The sequence below is a fragment of the Lysobacter sp. BMK333-48F3 genome (genome assembly GCF_019733395.1).
Classification (GTDB): domain Bacteria; phylum Pseudomonadota; class Gammaproteobacteria; order Xanthomonadales; family Xanthomonadaceae; genus Lysobacter.
Genome location: NZ_JAIHOO010000001.1, coordinates 3,801,612 through 3,819,668 on the forward strand (window position 1 = coordinate 3,801,612; position 18,057 = coordinate 3,819,668).

Annotated in this window: 13 protein-coding genes and 2 pseudogenes; 6 read left to right on the forward strand and 9 right to left on the reverse strand. The window is 70.0% G+C overall.

Annotated features, from left to right (window positions below; translation table 11 throughout):
- Nucleotides 1-13: 13 nt before the first annotated feature.
- The 4 genes from K4L06_RS16490 to K4L06_RS16505 all read left to right on the forward strand — a co-directional run bounded on the left by K4L06_RS16490 (nucleotide 14) and on the right by K4L06_RS16505 (nucleotide 9,388).
- Nucleotides 14-3,547 carry an efflux RND transporter permease subunit gene (locus K4L06_RS16490; RefSeq protein ID WP_255595685.1) on the forward strand — a complete coding sequence of 1,178 codons (3,534 nt, stop codon included), beginning with the start codon at nucleotides 14-16 and terminating at the stop codon, nucleotides 3,545-3,547.
- 12 nt (nucleotides 3,548-3,559) lie between these two features.
- Complete coding sequence (locus K4L06_RS16495) at nucleotides 3,560-6,649, forward strand: efflux RND transporter permease subunit (RefSeq protein ID WP_221672435.1); 3,090 nt, start codon at nucleotides 3,560-3,562, stop codon at nucleotides 6,647-6,649.
- A gap of 177 nt (nucleotides 6,650-6,826) precedes the next feature.
- Nucleotides 6,827-8,485, forward strand: a complete 1,659-nt coding sequence (locus tag K4L06_RS16500; RefSeq protein ID WP_221672436.1) for an AAA family ATPase — start codon at nucleotides 6,827-6,829, stop codon at nucleotides 8,483-8,485.
- A gap of 3 nt (nucleotides 8,486-8,488) precedes the next feature.
- Nucleotides 8,489-9,388 (forward strand): general secretion pathway protein GspB, encoded by a 900-nt coding sequence (locus tag K4L06_RS16505; RefSeq protein ID WP_221672437.1) that lies wholly within the window; start codon nucleotides 8,489-8,491, stop codon nucleotides 9,386-9,388.
- A gap of 247 nt (nucleotides 9,389-9,635) precedes the next feature.
- Here K4L06_RS16505 and K4L06_RS16510 read toward each other — a convergent pair whose 3' ends face one another.
- From K4L06_RS16510 to ykgO, 8 genes are all read right to left on the reverse strand, one after another.
- Nucleotides 9,636-10,847 (reverse strand): TraB/GumN family protein, encoded by a 1,212-nt coding sequence (locus tag K4L06_RS16510; RefSeq protein WP_221672438.1) that lies wholly within the window; start codon nucleotides 10,845-10,847, stop codon nucleotides 9,636-9,638.
- A 221-nt stretch (nucleotides 10,848-11,068) separates the two neighbouring features.
- Complete coding sequence (locus tag K4L06_RS16515) at nucleotides 11,069-11,944, reverse strand: alpha/beta fold hydrolase (protein WP_255595177.1); 876 nt, start codon at nucleotides 11,942-11,944, stop codon at nucleotides 11,069-11,071.
- A gap of 72 nt (nucleotides 11,945-12,016) precedes the next feature.
- Nucleotides 12,017-12,649, reverse strand: coding sequence for a TetR/AcrR family transcriptional regulator (locus tag K4L06_RS16520; RefSeq protein ID WP_343225775.1), 633 nt, complete (start codon nucleotides 12,647-12,649; stop codon nucleotides 12,017-12,019).
- A gap of 235 nt (nucleotides 12,650-12,884) precedes the next feature.
- Nucleotides 12,885-13,424 (reverse strand): GNAT family N-acetyltransferase, encoded by a 540-nt coding sequence (locus K4L06_RS16525; RefSeq protein ID WP_221673664.1) that lies wholly within the window; start codon nucleotides 13,422-13,424, stop codon nucleotides 12,885-12,887.
- A 14-nt stretch (nucleotides 13,425-13,438) separates the two neighbouring features.
- Nucleotides 13,439-14,326 carry a carbon-nitrogen hydrolase gene (locus tag K4L06_RS16530; RefSeq protein ID WP_221672440.1) on the reverse strand — a complete coding sequence of 296 codons (888 nt, stop codon included), beginning with the start codon at nucleotides 14,324-14,326 and terminating at the stop codon, nucleotides 13,439-13,441.
- A gap of 188 nt (nucleotides 14,327-14,514) precedes the next feature.
- A complete protein-coding gene (locus K4L06_RS16535) occupies nucleotides 14,515-15,552 on the reverse strand; it encodes an agmatine deiminase family protein (RefSeq protein WP_221672441.1) in 1,038 nt (345 codons plus the stop codon).
- Between the two features lie 4 nt (nucleotides 15,553-15,556).
- Nucleotides 15,557-15,886: a hypothetical protein gene (locus K4L06_RS16540; RefSeq protein ID WP_221672442.1), complete on the reverse strand. Its 330-nt coding sequence runs from the start codon at nucleotides 15,884-15,886 to the stop codon at nucleotides 15,557-15,559.
- A 207-nt stretch (nucleotides 15,887-16,093) separates the two neighbouring features.
- Nucleotides 16,094-16,219 (reverse strand): type B 50S ribosomal protein L36, encoded by a 126-nt coding sequence (gene ykgO, locus K4L06_RS16545; protein WP_010342887.1) that lies wholly within the window; start codon nucleotides 16,217-16,219, stop codon nucleotides 16,094-16,096.
- A 128-nt stretch (nucleotides 16,220-16,347) separates the two neighbouring features.
- Here ykgO and K4L06_RS16550 point away from each other — a divergent pair.
- Nucleotides 16,348-16,530: pseudogene (locus K4L06_RS16550) on the forward strand ((d)CMP kinase); the annotation flags it as partial.
- Here the strand turns inward: K4L06_RS16550 and cmk (K4L06_RS16555) are convergent.
- A pseudogene (gene cmk / locus K4L06_RS16555) lies at nucleotides 16,529-17,098 on the reverse strand ((d)CMP kinase); the annotation flags it as partial. The pseudogenes K4L06_RS16550 and cmk (K4L06_RS16555) sit on opposite strands and share 2 nt — an antisense overlap.
- 89 nt (nucleotides 17,099-17,187) lie before the next feature.
- Between cmk (K4L06_RS16555) and cmk (K4L06_RS16560) the strand changes: the two are divergent.
- Nucleotides 17,188-17,877, forward strand: a complete 690-nt coding sequence (gene cmk, locus K4L06_RS16560) for a (d)CMP kinase (RefSeq protein ID WP_221672444.1) — start codon at nucleotides 17,188-17,190, stop codon at nucleotides 17,875-17,877.
- Nucleotides 17,878-18,057 lie beyond the last annotated feature (180 nt).

Genomic DNA, 18,057 nt, shown 5'->3' on the forward strand with positions numbered 1-18,057 from the left:
GAGAACGTGGGGACTGACTGTGGCTCAGCCTTCGGACACGACGTCCTTCAACCTCGTGGAATTCTCCACGCGCCGCCGGGTCACGGTGGCGATGGTGACCATCACCTTCCTGCTGTTCGGCGTGATCGCCCTCAACAGCCTCAAGGTCAACCTGCTGCCCGACCTCAGCTACCCGACGCTGACGGTGCGCACCGAGTACACCGGCGCGGCGCCGACCGAAATCGAAACCCTGGTCACCGAGCCGCTGGAAGAAGCGTTGGGCGTGGTCAAGGGCCTGCGCAAGCTGAAGTCGGTCTCGCGCACCGGCCAGAGCGACGTGGTGCTCGAGTTCGCCTGGGGCACCGACATGGACCAGGCCAGCCTGGAAGTGCGCGACAAGATGGAGGTCGTGCAGCTGCCGCTGGAAGTGAAGAAGCCGGTGCTGCTGCGCTTCAACCCTTCGACCGAGCCGATCCTGCGCATCGCCCTGTCCAACAAGGGCGCGGCCGCCGACGACACCGACGCGATCCGGCGCCTGACCGAGCTGCGCCGCTACGCCGACGACGATCTGAAGAAGAAGCTCGAACCGGTCGATGGCGTCGCCGCGGTCAAGGTCGGCGGCGGCCTGGAGGACGAGATCCAGGTCGACATCGACCAGCAGAAGATCGCCCAGCTCAACCTGCCGATCGACAACATCATCCAGCGCCTGCAGCAGGAGAACATCAACATCTCCGGCGGCAGCCTGCAGGAGGGCAGCCAGCGCTACCTGGTGCGCACGGTCAACCAGTTCGCGACCGTGCCGGAAATCCGCGAGATGCTGGTCACCACCCAGCAGGCCGGCGGCAACGCCGCCGCCGACGCGGCCGCCGAGATGGCCCGGGTCGCCGCCGCATCCGGCTCGGCCGACGCGATGGCCGCCGCGGCCTCGGTGCAGAGCGCCAACGACGGCTCGCAGAGCACCCCGGCCGGCGGCAAGCCGGTGCGGCTCAAGGACATCGCCGAGGTCCGCCAGGGCTACAAGGAACGCGAGGCGATCATCCGCCTGGCCGGCAAGGAAGCGGTCGAGCTGGCGATCTACAAGGAAGGCGACGCCAACACCGTCGCCACCGCCGACGCCATCCAGGCGCGGCTGGAGGCGATCAAGTCGCAGATTCCAGCCGACGTCGAGCTGACCACCATCGACGACCAGTCGCAGTTCATCCGCCACGCCATCGCCGACGTCAAGAAGGACGCGGTGATCGGCGGCCTGCTGGCGATCCTGATCATCTTCCTGTTCCTGCGCGACGGCTGGAGCACGTTCGTGATCAGCCTGTCGCTGCCGGTCTCGATCGTCACCACCTTCTTCTTCATGGGCCAGCTCGACCTGAGCCTCAACGTGATGTCGCTGGGCGGCCTGGCCTTGGCCACCGGCCTGGTGGTGGACGACTCGATCGTGGTGCTGGAGTCGATCGCCAAGGCGCGCGAACGCGGACTGGGCATCCTCGAGGCGGCGATCCAGGGCACCCGCGAAGTCAGCATGGCGGTGATGGCCTCGACCCTGACCACGGTAGCGGTGTTCCTGCCGCTGGTGTTCGTCGAAGGCATCGCCGGCCAGCTGTTCCGCGACCAGGCCCTGACCGTGGCGCTGGCGATCGCGATCTCGCTGGTCGTGTCGATGACCCTGATCCCGATGCTCAGCGCGCTCAAGGGCCGGCCGCCGATGGCGTTCCCGGACGAGGAAGGCCACCCGCGCTGGCAGCCGACTTCGCGCCTGCAGAAGCCGCTGGCCGCGGTCGGCCACGGCGCCGGTACCGGCGTGCGCGGCGCGGTGTTCGGCCTGAGCTGGCTGGTGGTGAAGTTCTGGCGCGGCCTGGCCGCGGTGGTCGGTCCGGTGATGCGCAAGGCCAGCGACCTGGCGATGGCGCCCTACGGCCGCGCCGAGAGCGCCTACCTGAAGCTGCTGCCGGCGGCGATGCGCCGGCCGGCCCTGGTGCTGGTCCTGGCCGGCGCGGCCTTCGTCGCGACCATGGCCACGGTGCCGCTGCTCGGCGCCGACCTGATCCCGCAGCTGGCCCAGGACCGCTTCGAGATGACGGTCAAGCTGCCGCCGGGCACGCCGCTGCGCGAGACCGACAAGCTGGTGCGCGAGCTGCAGCTCAAGCACGACAAGGACCCCGGCATCCGCGCGCTGTTCGGCGTCAGCGGCAGCGGCACGCGCCTGGACGCCAATCCCACCGAGAGCGGCGAGAACATCGGCAAGCTCACCGTGGTGATGGCCGACGGCGGCAGCAAGGAGGTCGAGGCGGCCGAAACCGAGCGCCTGCGCGAGACCATGGCCGTCCATCCGGCGGCCCAGGTCGGCTTCGCCCGACCGCAGTTGTTCAGCTTCTCCACGCCGCTGGAAATCGAGTTGCGCGGCCAGGACCTGGAGACCATCCAGCGCGCCGGCCAGCGCATGGCCGCGATGCTGCGCGCCAACCCGCACTACGCCGACGTCAAGTCGACGGTGGAGCAGGGCTTCCCCGAGATCCAGATCCGCTTCGACCAGGACCGCGCCGGCGCGCTCGGCCTGACCACGCGCCAGATCGCCGACGCGGTGGTCAAGAAGGTGCGCGGCGAAGTCGCCACCCGCTACAGCTTCCGGGACCGCAAGATCGACGTGCTGGTGCGGGCGCGCGAGTCCGATCGCGCCTCGCTGGAAAGCATCCGCCGCCTGATCGTCAATCCGGGCAGCAGCCGGCCGGTGACCCTGAACTCGGTCGCCGAGGTGGTCTCGACCACCGGCCCGAGCGAAATCCACCGCGCCGACCAGGTGCGGGTGGCGATCGTCTCGGCCAACCTGCGCGACATCGACCTGGGCGGCGCGATCGACGAGGTCCGGCAGATGGTCGCCGAGCAGCCGCTCGGCCCCGAGATCGGCATGCACATCGGCGGCCAGGGCGAGGAACTGCAGCAGTCGATCAACTCGCTGCTGTTCGCCTTCGGCCTGGCGATCTTCCTGGTCTATCTGGTGATGGCCTCGCAGTTCGAATCGCTGCTGCACCCGTTCGTGATCCTGTTCACCATTCCGCTGGCCCTGGTCGGCGCGGTGCTGGCCCTGGTCCTGACCCGCTCGCCGGTGTCGGTGGTGGTGTTCATCGGCCTGATCCTGCTGGTCGGCCTGGTGGTGAAGAACGCGATCATCCTGATCGACAAGGTCAACCAGCTGCGCGAGGAAGGCGTGGCCAAGCGCGAGGCGCTGATCGAGGGCGCGCGTTCGCGCCTGCGCCCGATCGTGATGACCACCACCTGCACCCTGTTCGGCTTCCTGCCGCTGGCGATCGCCACCGGCGAGGGCGCCGAGGTGCGCGCGCCGATGGCGATCACGGTGATCGGCGGCCTGCTGGTGTCGACCCTGCTGACCCTGGTGGTGATCCCGGTGGTGTACGACCTGCTCGACCGCCGCTCCGACGAGCACTACCGCGAACGCGCGCGTCGCGCGCGCCGCGACGCCAACGCGGTGGCCGAGCACATCCACGAAGAGCAGGAACCGCTGACCGACGCGGACCTGCACCACCCGCCGCACGGCCACCAGCCGGGCCAGGCCTGAGGAGCGTCCAGGATGAGCGTTGCTGAGTTCAGCATCCGGCGCCCGGTCACGATCATCATGGCCTTCGTGTCGATGTTCGTGATCGGCCTGATCGCAGCGGTGCGCTTGCCGCTGGAGGCCTTCCCGTCGATCTCGTTCCCGTTCCTGGTGGTGCAGATGCCGTACGCCGGCTCGACCCCGGAAGAGGTCGAGCGCACCCTGCTGCGGCCGACCGAAGACGCGCTGTCGACCATGACCGGGATCAAGCGCATGCAGGGCGAGGCGCGCGCGGACAACGCCAGCGTGGTGATCGAATTCGCCGACTGGGACCGCGACGTCGCCATCGCGGCCTCGGAGGCGCGAGAGCGCATCGACGCGATCCGCAGCGACCTGCCGGACGACCTGCAGCGCTACTTCGTGCTCAAGTTCTCCACCACCGACCAGCCGTTCCTGCGCGTCCGGCTGGCCAGCGACCACGACCTGTCCGGTTCCTACGAGCTGATCGACCGCGAATTCAAGCGCCGCATCGAGCGCCTGCCGGGCGTGGCCAAGGTCGAGATTTCCGGGGTGTCGCCGAACGAGGTCGAGATCGCGATCGCGCCCGACCGCTTGACCGCGCACAACATCAGTCTCAACGAGCTGACCACGCGCCTGCAGACGGTCAATTTCTCGGTGTCGGCCGGCGAAATCGAGGACGGCGGCCGGCGCCTGCGGGTGCAGCCGATCGGCGAGATCACCGACCTGCAGCAGCTGCGCGACCTGGTCATCGGCACCAACGGCACCCGCCTGGGCGACATCGCCGAGGTCCGCTACAAGCCCAAGCGCATGGCCTACGGCCGACGCCTGGACGGCCGTCCGGCGGTGGGCCTGGACATCTTCAAGGACCGCAACGCCAACCTGGTCGAGGTCTCGCGCCTGGCCCTGGCCGAGGTCGAGAAGGTCAAGTCCGAGTCGGCGCTGCGCGGGGTCCAGTTCAAGATCATCTCCAACGAGGGCGAGGAGGTGACCAGCTCGCTGCTGGAACTGGCCGAGGCCGGCGCGGTCGGCCTGGTGCTGTCGATGGCAGTGCTGTTCTTCTTCCTGCGCCATTGGCCGTCGACGCTGATGGTGACCCTGGCGATCCCGATCTGCTTCGTGATCACCCTGGGCTTCATGTACTTCGTCGGCGTGACCCTCAACATCCTGACCATGATGGGCCTGCTGCTGGCGGTCGGCATGCTGGTCGACAACGCCGTGGTGGTGGTCGAGAGCATCTACCAGGAACGCGAGAAGATGCCGGACCAGCCGCGGCTGGCCTCGGTGATCGGCACCCGCCACGTCGCCATCGCCCTGTCGGCGGGCACCCTGTGCCACTGCATCGTGTTCGTGCCGAACCTGTTCGGCGAGACCAACCAGATCAAGATCTTCATGTCGCAGCTGGCGATCACGATCTCGGTCTCGCTGCTGGCCTCGTGGCTGGTCGCGGTCAGCCTGATCCCGATGATCTCGGCGCGGCTGAAGACCCCGCCGACGATCAACCGCAGCACCGGCCTGATCCCCTACCTGCAGCGCAACTACGCCGCGCTGCTGCGCTGGACCCTGGAGCACCGCGGCTGGAGCGTACTCGGCATCCTGCTGATCATCGCCATCAGCATCCTGCCGATGACCCAGACCAAGTTCGACATGTTCGGCGGCGAAGGCGGCGACAGCGCCAACATCTACTACCAGTGGAAGGGCAGCTACACCAAGGAACAGATGTCGGACGAGGTCAAGCGGGTCGAGGACTACCTCGACGCCAACCGCAAGAAGTTCCACATCACCCAGGTGTACTCGTATTACAGCGAGGACGGCGACGCCAGCACGGTCATCACCTTCGACAAGGAGCTGGTCAAGAAGACCAAGCCGATCACCGACCAGATCAGCAAGGGCCTGCCGAAGTCGGCGCGCGCCGGCATCGGCGTCGGCTTCGACGAAGACCAGGGCCAGCAGAACCAGGTCCAGGTGCAGTTGGTCGGCGATTCCAGCGCCATGCTCGAGCAGCTCGGCCAGGACATCGTGCCGATCCTGGCCCGCAGCCCGCGCTTCCGCGACGTGCGCATCGACGCCGGCGACCGCAACAACGAACTGCGCATCCGGGTCGACCGAGAGCGTGCCGCCGCGTTCGGCTTCAGCGCCGACGAGGTGTCCAAGTTCGTCGGCCTGGCCTTGCGCGGCGCGACCCTGCGCGAGTTCCGCCGCGGCGACACCGAGGTCCAGGTGTGGGCGCGCTTCGCCGGCGCCGACCAGTTCAACACCGCCGAGATCGCCTCGTTCACCGTGCGCGCGCCGGACGGCCGAACCGTGCCGCTGCTGAGCATGGTCCAGGTCGAGGTGCGCCCGTCGGCGACCCAGATCAACCGGGTCAACCGCCAGACCACCCTGACCATCAAGTCCAACCTCGGCGACAAGGTCACCGTGCCGGAGGCGCGCAAGGAGATGGAGGCGATCCTCAAGCGGATCGCGTTCCCGCCGGGCTACAGCTATTCCTTCGACGGCAGCGCGTTCCAGCGCGACGACGAGGCCAACCAGCAGATGCTGTTCAACCTGCTGATCGCCCTGATCATGATCTACGTGGTGATGGCGGCGGTGTTCGAGTCGCTGCTGTTCCCCTCGGCGATCATGAGCGGCGTGCTGTTCTCGGTGTTCGGCGTGTTCTGGCTGTTCTGGATCACCGGCACCACCTTCGGGATCATGTCCTTCATCGGCGTGCTGGTGCTGATGGGCGTGGTGGTCAACAACGGCATCGTCATGATCGAGCACATCAACAACCTGCGCCGGCGCGGCCTGTCGCGTACCGAAGCGCTGGTCGAAGGCAGCCGCGAGCGGCTGCGCCCGATCCTGATGACCATGGGTACGGCGATCCTGGCGATGGTGCCGATCGCGCTGTCGACCAAGACCAGCGGCGACATGCCGCCGTACTACCCGATGGCGCGCGCGATCGCCGGCGGCCTGGCGTTCTCGACCGTGGTCAGCCTGCTGTTCCTGCCGACCATCTACGCCATCCTCGACGACCTGCGCGGCGGCACCGCCAAGCTGGTGCGGCGCGCGCGCGGCCTGCCGGCGCACGACGCGGGCGCGGCGGAACCGGCGGCGCAGCACGCCTGAGCGCGCGCTGACGCCGCCGCGGCTGGCCGGTCCGTGCCCTGGCGCACGTTCCGGTTCCGGCGCGGATCACGCGTCCCGGCGCGGGCGCCGCGCCGGCGCCCGCGGCGACCGCCCCGGGCACGCGTCCGCGCGCGATTCGTGGCAGGCTAGGCGCATTCCGCCGCCGCCGGCACGCGCATGTACCTGGATCATTACGGGCTCAAGGAACCGCCGTTCTCGATCACGCCCGACCCGCGCTTCGTGTTCCTCAGCGAACGCCACCGGGACGCGCTGGCGCACCTGCTGTTCGGCGTCGGCCAGGGCGGCGGCGGCGGCTTCGTCCTGCTGACCGGCGAGGTCGGCACCGGCAAGACCACCCTGTGCCGCCTGCTGCTGGAGCAATTGCCCGACAACGCCCGCGCCGCGCTGGTGCTGAACCCGCGCCTGAGTCCGGTCGAACTGCTGGAGACCATCGGCGAAGAACTGCGCCTGGACCTGGCCGGCCGCCGCGGCAGCGTCAAGGCGCTGGTCGACGCGCTCAACGCCTATCTGCTCGACGCCTACGCGCGCGGGCTGCGCGTGGTGCTGATCGTCGACGAAGCGCAGAACCTGTCGCGCGACGCGCTGGAGCAGGTGCGCCTGCTGACCAACCTGGAAACCGATACCCAGAAGCTGCTGCAGATCGTGCTGATCGGCCAGCCCGAGTTGCGCGACATGCTGGCGCGGCCGGACATGCGCCAGCTGTCGCAGCGCATCACCGCGCGCTTCCACCTGACCCCGCTCGACGTGCTGGAGACGGCGGCGCTGTTGCGCCATCGCTATCGCGTCGCCGGCGGCCAGCGGCTGCCGTTCACCGCCGCGGCGGTCAAACGCATCCACGCCCATTCCGGCGGCGTGCCGCGCCTGATCAACGTGATCTCCGAACGCGCCTTGCTCGGCGGCTACGCCCGCGACGACGCGACGATCGGCGAGTCGCTGGTCGACCAGGCCGCGCAGGAAGCCCTGGCGCCGGTCGCGCGCCGCCGCCGTTACGCGCGCATCGCCGCGGTCGCGGCGGTGCTCGCCGGCGTGGTCGCGGCCGCGGCCTGGTGGTGGCGGCCGATCGAGACCGCCGCCACCGCGACCGCGGCGACGCCGCAGGCGCGCGCCGGCCACGGCCGCGGTGCGGCCAAGCCGGTTGCGCCGGCTCGCGCCGCAGCCCCGGTTGCCGCGGCGGCGAAACCCCAGGCCAAGGCCGAAACCCGCGTCGAAGCGGCCGCGATACCGCGCCTGGACGCGGCGGCCGCGACGCGCCGGGTGGGCGAGGCCGCCGCCGAGCCGGTGGCGGCCTGGCAGCGCCTGCTCGGCCTGTGGCAGCTGCCGGCCGATGCGGCTGCGGCCGAAACCGCGTCGGCCTGCGCGCGCAGCGTCGCGCCGGGGCTGTACTGCCTGCGCGGCTACGCTCGCCTGGACGCGCTGGCCGCGCTGGGCCGGCCGGTGCTGCTGCGCTTGAACGCCGACGGCCGCAGCGCCTGGGCGCTGTTGCGCGGCGTCGATGCGGTCGACGCGCGGCTGTGGCTGCACGGCGGCGAGGCCGATCTCGACCGGATCGCCCTGCAGCGCCTGTGGAACGGCGAATACGCCGCCTTGTGGCGCGGTCCGGACGGTTTGAGCACGCCCTTGCCCAAGCCCCTGCAGGGCGCGCCGCAGCAGTGGTTGGACGCGCGCCTCGGGGTCGAAGCGGCGGACGCGGAAGATGTGCGCCGGTTCCAGGCCGCGCGCGGCCTGCGCAGCGACGGCGTGATCGGCCCGGAAACCCTGTTCGCGCTGTCGGCGGCGGATAGCGCCGGGCCGCGCCTGCAACGGGTACTGGAGTAGACGATGTCGTTGATCCTCGAAGCCCTGCGCAAATCCGAAGCCGAGCGCCGCCGTGGCCAGTCGCCGGATCTGTACGCACCGCTGCCGCCGGTGGCGCCGCCGCCGGCGCGCTCCGGCGCGCCCTGGCTGTGGGGCGCCGGCGCGCTGGCCGTCGCCGCGGCGATCGGGCTGTGGCTGCTGCGTTCCGGTCCCGAAGCGGGAACGGCCGAATCGACCGCGAAGGCGGGCGATAGCGCGATCGCGCGCGATGCGGCATCGGACCCGGCGCAGCGCCGCGCGCCGCCCGAGCCGGCCGCCGCGTCGGCACCGACCGAGCCGGCAGCGACCGAGCCGGGACGGCCGCTCGCCGCTACGCCGGCCGCCGCGACCGCGGTCGTAGCCGACGGTGGCGACGCTGTCGCTCCGGCGGCGGTGCGTTCGGACGATGCGGCGACGAAAGCGACGGAACCGGCGGCGGTCGCCGCGGCTGAGAACTCCGCCGCAGCGCCCGTTGCCCCGCGTCCGTCGTCCGCCGCATCGGCTACGGCGCCTGCCGCCGTCGCCGCGCCAGCCGCCGCCGTGCCCGCTCAGACGCTCGCTTCGGTTCCGGCACCCAAGCCGGCCCCGGGCGCCGCGCCGGAGCCCTTGCCGATCGCACCGCCGGCGACCCCTACGGCCAGGCCGGCGGGCGAGGGCGGGGCGATGCGCCTGGCCGATCTGGCGCCGGAGGCGCGCAAGCAACTGCCGCCGCTCAAGCTCAGCATGCACATGTGGAACGAGGAGCCGGCGCGGCGTTTCGTGATCGTCGACGGCCAGCGTCTGAGCGAAGGCGACCGGATCGGCGAAGCGGTGTTGGTGGCGATCCGCCCGGACGGCGCGGTGCTCGACTGGAACGGGCGCCGCCTGCAGTTGTCGTTGCGTTGAGCGACGTCGCTACCGCAGCGAAGCGCGCTCGCTGTTTGTAGGAGCGGCGTCCCACAGGGATTTCCTCCGGTCATGAGCCGCGACAGCCGGAGCGGTGAAATACCGCGCCAGGATCCGAAGCCCTGTCGCGACCGGGTCGAAGCCCGATGATCCGGGTTTCGGCGTCTCCGCTTGCGTACATCGCTCCGCTTGTCGCGGCTCACGCCGCTCCTACAGAGGGGGCGCGATTTTCAGCGGGGCGCGATTTTCAGCCGACCAGCTTGGCGGCGATGCGGAAACCCGCCAGCCAGACGCCGGCCATCGAGCCCAGGTTGGTGAGCAGGAAATTCAGCACCACGCGCGCGACCCGGTTGCGGTACCAGCCGCCGATCGTCTGCGCGTCGTCGCGCAGGGCGAGGAAGTCGCCGTAGGCCGGCTTGCGCCGGTGCACTTCGACCAGCGCGCTCAGCGCGCCGGTCGGCACGCCGGGGCGGAACGGCTTGAGCGGGGCGACGATCGCCGCGGTGATCACGCTCAGCGGATGGCCGCCGGCGATCGCGCAACCCAATGCGGCCAGGCCGCCGGTGAACAGCACCCACTGCAGCAGCAGCTCGGTGCCCATCTGCGCGCCGCCTTTCCAATAGCCCCAGGCGATGCCGGCCAGGATCAGGGTGGTGATGGCGATCATCACCCACGGCACCTTGCTCTTGGTCTTGACCTGCTCCAGCTCGGTGCGTTGCGCGACCGGGTCGCCCTGGTCCTCGCGCAGGTGCCTGGCCAGGCCCTGCAGGTGGCCGGCGCCGACCACCGCCAGTACCTCGCGCGACTCGCCGGCGGTCTCGCGCAGGCGCGCGGCCATGTAGCGGTCGCGTTCGGCGATCACGGTGTCGTACAGCTCCGGGCTTTCCTTGGCGAACTCGCCGAAGCTCGACTCCAGCATGTCGCCTTGCTTGAGCTTTTCGATCTCGTCCTCGCCGACCTCGTCGGCGGCGAACAGGCTGGTGACCAGGCCGACGCCGAGCTTGCCGCGGCCGAAGAAGCCCAGCCGCTGCGAAGCGCGCTTGAAGGTCAGGCCGACCTCGCGGTCGATCAGGTGCACCGGCAGCTCGCGTTGGCGCGCTTCCAGCACCGCGCGCTTGAGTTCGGCGCCGGGCTCGATGCCGAGCTGTTCGGCGAGCCGGCGCTGGTACGCGGCCAGGGCCAGGTTGGCGGCGAACAAGGCGGTCTTGCCGGAGCGGATGACCTGGATCAGGTCCAGCCGCGACAGCGCATCCGGATCGGTCAGGGCCTGCAGGCGCTGCGGGTCGAGCTCGACCGCGACCGCATCGTAGCGCCCGGTGCCGACCGCATCGCGCACCGCGTCGACGCTGGCCTGGGACACGTGGGCGGTGCCGAGCAGGGTATAGCGCACCCCGTCGCGTTCGACGATGGCGTGCGGTTGGCCCTGCAGGCCGTCGGATACGAGGTGCGGTTCGTTCATGCGGATCGGAAGGCTCGCGGCAGCTGTGCCGGAGCACAGAAAGTCCCGCAGCATAGAGGTTGCGGCCGGCTGCGGGCAAACCGCGGCGGCGGGCGGTTGCGCCCGCCGCGGGAATGGGGAATGGGGAATCGGGAATCGTTAAAGCGGTTTCCTCGTCATCCCGCCCGGCGCGCTGCAGGGCTTGAACGATTCCCTATTCCCGATTCCCCATTCCCAGCCGTTCAGGCCATCCCATACGGCAAGTTGCCGCTGGACACCACGGTGTCGCCGACGGTTTCGCCGCGCAGGAAGCGCAGGCTGGCGGCGATCACTCCGCCGTCGTCGGCGATGCGGTTGTGGCCCAGGCCCTGGGTGCTGAGCAGGCGCGCGCCGGGCCAGTAGCGCGCATAGCGCTCGCCTTCCGACCACGGCACTTCGCGGTCGTCCAGATCGTGCACGATCAACGCCGGACGGGCGATGTTGGGCGCGTTGCGGTGCGCCTGCTGCGAATCGAAGCTCAGTCCGACCCGGGCTTCGAAGTAGCCGATCAGGCGCCGGCACAGGTCTTCGCCGACCCACAGGAAGCGGGCGAAGCGGCTGACCGCGGCGACCGGGTCGGCGGCCGGCGCGATCAGCACCGCGCGTTCGGCCTGCAGCCCGCGCGCCATGGCCAGCAGGGTCGCCGCGCCGCCCAGCGAATGGCCGATCACCGCCGCGGCGGGGCCGTAGTGATCGCCGACCGCGTACAGATGGCGGGTGAAGTCGGGCAGGGTCGCCAGCCGGCCTGGGCTGCGCCCGTGCGCGGGCTGGTCGAACGCGACCAGGGCGTAACCGGCCTCGCGCAGGGCCGGCAGCCACTTGGCGACGCGGGTGCCGTGGCTGGACCAGCCGTGGGCGAACAGCACATAGGGCTGTTGGCGCGGTTCGCCCCAGACGTAAGCGACGATGGCGTGGCCGTCGACGTGCAGGGTTTCCTCGCGCGCGCCGAAGGTCGGCGCGACCAACGCGCGCGAGCGCGAGGACGCGAACGGGGTGCAGAACAGATCGGCCGCGCGGCGTACGGCCGCATTCGGCGCGAACCAGGCGCCGAACACGAAGCCGAGGCGCAGCCCGTACAAACGTACGATGTTACGAACGGTCGTACTAATTTTGGCGATAAGCGGATGCATGACGGACCTCGCGAGACGGAATCAGGCGTTGGGGGAGGCGGAAGCGGCGTTTGCGTAGGAGCGGACCAGGCGATCGAACGCCCGCCGCCCGCGTTCGCGCGCGGAGTCGAAACCGAACAGGCCGGCGTCGTGATGCACGATCAGCGCCAGGCCGTAGATTTCGAACGCCAGTTGCTCGGTATCGGTGTCGGCGCCGAGTTCGCCGTTGTCGACCGCCAGTTGCACCGCCTGGGCCAGGGCGGCGCGCCAGCGCTTTTGCTGCTCGACCACCCAGTCGCGCAGCGCGCCGGGGCGATCGTCGTATTCGCTGACCGCGCCGAGCAGCACGCAACCGCCGTCGGTGTGCCGCGACCAGTCGAACCAGGCGTCGACGATCGCGCGCAAGCGCACCAGCCCGCGCGGCTGCTGCAGCTGCGACAGCAGCACATAACCGGTGAACAGCTGCGCGGCCTTGTCCAGCACCGCCAACTGCAGGTCTTCGCGCGAACCGAAGTGGGCGAACACGCCGCTCTTGGACATGCCGACCGCGGCGGCCAGGGGGCCGATCGACAGGCCTTCCAGGCCGGCCGAGCAGGCGATGCCGTAGGCCTGTTCGAGGATCGCGTCGCGGGTGGCGGCGCCTTTGTTGGTCGCGGTCAGGGTCGACATGGCCATAAAATAGCACGTCCGTTCGTTTTATTTTGACCGCTCGTCGGCGGTTTCGTTCAGCTTAGCCGAACCATTCCCGCGCGCCTGGGCCAAAGGGCGGAGACGCTGCGGTTCGGGAAAGGCACATTGCGCCGGTCGGCCCGGCGTGTCCGTGGCGGCCGGCGCATATCCGAGCGCGCCGCCGCGGCGCGTGCCGGAAGCGGGCCTGCGTCTCAGCGCGTCGGGTCTCGGCGCATCGCGTCTAGCGCAAGCCGGGCACGTCCGGATCGGGCTCGCCGTCGCGGCCGGCGCCGAGCGGGCGCACCATCTGCACGGTGTCGAGCCAGCGGCCGTGCTTGCGGCCGATCCCGGGGAACACGCCGGCCAGGCGGAAGCCCAGGCGTTCGTGCAGGGCGACCGAGGCGGCGTTGCTGCCGTCGCCGATCACCGCGACCATCTGCCGGAACCCCAGCGCGGTGCAGTCTTCGATCAGGCGCAGCATCAGCGCGCGGCCGACCCCGCGACCCTGCATCGAGGGCTCGATATAGACCGAATTCTCGACCGTCCAGCGATAGCCGATCCGGCTGCGGTAGGCGCTGGCGTAGGCGTAGCCGGCGAACGCGCCGTCGACCTCGCCGACCAGATAGGGGTAGCCGGCGTCGGCGATCGCGCGCCAACGCCGGCGCATCTCGGCGCGATCGGGGACGTCGTACTCGTAAGTGGCCACGCCCTCGCGCACTTCGCGCGCGTATAGCGCGGCGATCGCGTCGAGGTCGGATTCGACCGCGACGCGCAGCAGCATCGGGCTGGGCGCGTTCAATCGCGGTAGCGCTTGAGCAGGTCGGCGTAGGCGTCGATGCGGCGGTCGCGCAGGAACGGCCAGATCCGCCGCACGTGTTCGCTGCGGCCCAGGTCGACCTCGGCCATCAGGATTTCCGGTTCCTGGGTCTTGGCTTCGGCCAGGTACTCGCCCTGCGGGCCGAGCACGTGGCTGGAGCCCCAGAACTGGATCCCGGACGCGCCCAGCGGCGAGGGTTCGAAGCCGACCCGGTTGACGCTGAGCACCGGCAGGCCGTTGGCGACCGCGTGGCCGCGGTGGCTGAGGATCCAGGCGTTGCGCTGGCGGTCCTTCTCGTCCTGGACGTCGTCCGGGTCCCAGCCGATCGCGGTCGGGTACAGCAGCAGCTCGGCGCCGGCCAGGGCCATCAGGCGCGCGCCTTCCGGGTACCACTGGTCCCAGCACACCAGCACGCCGAGGCGGCCGACTGAGGTCTGGATCGGCTCGAAGCCGATGTCGCCCGGGGTGAAGTAGAACTTCTCGTAGAAGCCGGGGTCGTCGGGGATGTGCATCTTGCGGTACTTGCCGGCGATCGAGCCGTCGGCCTCGAAGACCACCGCGGTGTTGTGGTACAGCCCCGCCGCGCGGCGCTCGAACAGCGAGCTGACCAGGACGATGCCGTGCTGCTTGGCCAGCGCGCCCAGGCGCTGGGTGCTGGGGCCGGGAATGGTCTCGGCCAGGTCGAACTCCTGCACCGATTCGTGCTGGCAGAAGTACGGCCCGTTATGCAGCTCCTGCAGCAGCACCAGCTTGGCGCCCTGGCGGGCGGCCTCGCCGACGCGCTGCTGGATATTGGCCAGGTTGGCCTCGCGCGAGCCGTGGTCGCGGTCCTGGATCAGGGCGACGGGGAGGGTGGTCTTCTTCATCGGGAGCACGGTCCGGCGGTGGGGCGAACGCCTATTGTAGGAGAGCGCCATGACGGGGAGGTCGGTCGCGGCGATGCGCGCAACATCGGGGCGGGGCGGATTCGCCCTGGCGGGCGCGGCGCCTTTGCGCTCCGCGCCCGGTGGCGCAACGCGTGGCCGGCGGCCGCGCGTTGCGCTGCGCTGAGGGGTCAGGCCACCACGCCCTGCGGCAACTGCATGGTCACGCAATGCAGGCTGCCGTTCTGCCAGATCAGCGCGCGGCACGGCACCGGCACGATTTCGTGGTTCGGGAAGGCCTGGGCCAGCACGGCCTGGGCCGCGCCGTCGGCGGCGTCGCCGTAGGCCGGCATCAGCACCGCGCCGTTGACGATCAGGAAGTTGGCGTAGCTGGCGGCCAGGCGCCGGCCTTCGTCCAGGATCGGCTGCGCCCAGGGCAGGGCGAACAGCCGGTACGGGCGGCCGTCGCGGGTGCGCAGCGCGGCCAGTTCGGCGGCCATCGCCTGCAGTTCCCGGTAGTGCGAGTCGGACGGGTCGTCGCAGCCCTGGTAGACGATGGCGTCCTCGGCGGCGAAGCGGGCCAGGGTGTCGATGTGGGCGTCGGTGTCGTCGCCCTCCAGATAACCGTGGTCCAGCCACAGCACCCGGTCCTGGCGCAGCCAGCCGGCGAGCTTGGCGCCGAGTTCCTCACGGCCGAGCTGCGGGTGGCGTTCGTGCAGGCAGCGCCAGGTGGTCAGCAGGGTGCCGGCGCCGTCGGTCTCGATGCCGCCGCCTTCCAGGGCGAAGTCGATGCTTTCGCGCTCGCTGCCGGGCGCGAACACGCCCTGCTGATGCAGGCGTTCGACCAGCAGGTCGTCCTGGCTGGCGTCGAACTTGCCGCCCCAGCCGGTGAAGCGGAAATCGAGCAGGCGGAAGCCGTCGCCCTGGCGCAGGGTGATCGGGCCGGAGTCGCGCAGCCAGGTGTCGTCGTAGGGCGCGTCGATGAAATGCACCCGGCTCATGTCGATCCGCGCCGAGGACAGGCGCGCACGGGCATAGGCCTGGACGTCGTCGTCGGCAACGCAGACCAGGGCGGGTTGGAAACGGGTGATGGCCGCGACCAGGGCGATGTAGGTCTCTTCGACCTCGCCCAGGCGGTCGGCCCAGTCGGTGTCGGCGTTCGGCCACGCGATGAGGACCGCGGACTGGGGTTCCCACTCCGCGGGGAAGCGCAATGCGTTGTTGGTCATAACCTCAAAGGATAGGCGGTTTCGGTCCGATTTCCTCGGCGTCCGCCTTGTTCGCGACCACGTCGATCACCCGGCTCTTCTCGAAGTACACGGTGAAGGCCGGATAGACCCAGCGATTGATCTGCGGCCAGGCCCGCTTCTGGCCGCCGCGGGCGTCCAGGCGCTGGGTCGGCTCGCCGTAGCGGGCCTTGACCTGATCCATGCTCTGGCCGCGCGCCGGCAGCAGGGCCTTGCCCTCCTGCTGCACGCGCTCGATCAACAAGGTCTCGGCCGAGGCCGCGCCCGACAGGGCCAGCAGGGCGAGCAGCGGTGCAACGGCAATGCGCAGTTTCATTACATTTCACCTCGTCAAAGGACGCGGGATTCTAGGCACAAGGTGACGCGCAGCGGCAGCGTGCGGCCGTCACGCTTTGATGAACCGGCGCGGGACGGGGCGAAGCGGCGCGGGGCGAACGGACGCGAGGGACATAACGCAGAAAGCCGCCTCGCGGCGGCTTTCGACTTGAACCCGGGCGACGGACTTGAAATCCGTCGATTCCGATTAGCGCTGACGCGCCTTGAAACGCGGGTTCGACTTGCAAATCACGAAGACCTTGCCGCGGCGGCGGACGACCTTGCAGTCGCGGTGACGGGCCTTCGCCGACTTCAGAGAGGACAGGACCTTCATGACAGACCTCGGCAAAAAGTGGGTGAAATGGAACGGGTGGAAAATTAAGCCCGCGATTCTAGCGGATAAAAACTCGCCCGATCAAGTGCTTGCATGAAGAAATCTGCGCCGGGCGCCGGATCGGGTGCGCCGACGGCCGCGACATGGGCACGGTCATCTTCCCGGACGCCCCGTTCAAGGTGTTTCTGACCGCCAGCGCCGAGGAAAGGGCGGAGAGGCGCTATAAGCAGTTGAAAGACAAAGGGGTTTCGGTTACGTTAGACGGTCTGCTACGGGAGATTCTCGCCCGCGACGCGCGCGCCGCCCAGCGCGCGCGTCGCGGGCGAGAATCTCCCGTAGCAGACCGTCTAACGTAACCGAAACCCCTTTGTCTTTCAACTGCTTATAGCGCCTCTCCGCCCTTTCCTCGGCGCTGGCGGTCAGAAACACCTTGAACGGGGCGTCCGGGAAGATGACCGTGCCCATGTCGCGGCCGTCGGCGACCAGGCCCGGCGCCCGGCGGAAGGCCCGCTGGCGGTCCTTGAGCGCGGCCCGGACCTCGGGGATGGCGGCGATGGCCGAGGCGGCCGCGCCGGCGGTCTCGGTGCGCAGTTCGTCGGTGGCGTCGACCCCGTTGACCAGGACCCGCAGCTCGCCGGCCTGCTCGCGGAAGCCGATCTGGGTGTCGAAGGCGCAGCGGACCAGGGCGGCGGGGTCGGCCAGGTCCAGGTCGGCCCAGCCGGCGGCCACTCCGACCGCCCGGTACAGGGCGCCGGAATCCAGGTAATGCCAGCCCAGGCGCTGGGCCACCAGGCGGCTGATCGTGCCCTTGCCGGAGCCGGAGGGGCCGTCGATGGTGAGGACGGGGATGAAGGAGGAGTCGGAAGATGCGCTGTTCATGACCGTATTATGCGGCCGGCGCCGCGGTTTCTCCGCCGATCGGGGCCAGATCGGCGGAGAAACCGCGGCGCCGGCCGCATAATACGGTCATGAACAGCGCATCTTCCGACTCCTCCTTCATCCCCGTCCTCACCATCGACGGCCCCTCCGGCTCCGGCAAGGGCACGATCAGCCGCCTGGTGGCCCAGCGCCTGGGCTGGCATTACCTGGATTCCGGCGCCCTGTACCGGGCGGTCGGAGTGGCCGCCGGCTGGGCCGACCTGGACCTGGCCGACCCCGCCGCCCTGGTCCGCTGCGCCTTCGACACCCAGATCGGCTTCCGCGAGCAGGCCGGCGAGCTGCGGGTCCTGGTCAACGGGGTCGACGCCACCGACGAACTGCGCACCGAGACCGCCGGCGCGGCCGCCTCGGCCATCGCCGCCATCCCCGAGGTCCGGGCCGCGCTCAAGGACCGCCAGCGGGCCTTCCGCCGGGCGCCGGGCCTGGTCGCCGACGGCCGCGACATGGGCACGGTCATCTTCCCGGACGCCCCGTTCAAGGTGTTTCTGACCGCCAGCGCCGAGGAAAGGGCGGAGAGGCGCTATAAGCAGTTGAAAGACAAAGGGGTTTCGGTTACGTTAGACGGTCTGCTACGGGAGATTCTCGCCCGCGACGCGCGCGACGCCCAGCGCGCGGTGGCGCCGCTGCGACCGGCCGAGGAGGCCGTCCGCATCGACACCACCGGCTTGGGCATCGACGCGGTGGTCGACCAGGTGCTGGCCTTGTTGCCGGCGCGCTGAGCGATATCGCGCGAACGTCTTTCTCCCGCAGCGGATGCAGCAACAGCCCCGTCGCAATTCCGTGGCGGATCAACCACAACACATGGTGCGGCTCCATCGCATCACATAACGGGTGGGTCGACCACGCGCTGCTTGCGTCGCCATGACGGCGACGATGCCAGCCGGTGCGGCCCGTGTGTT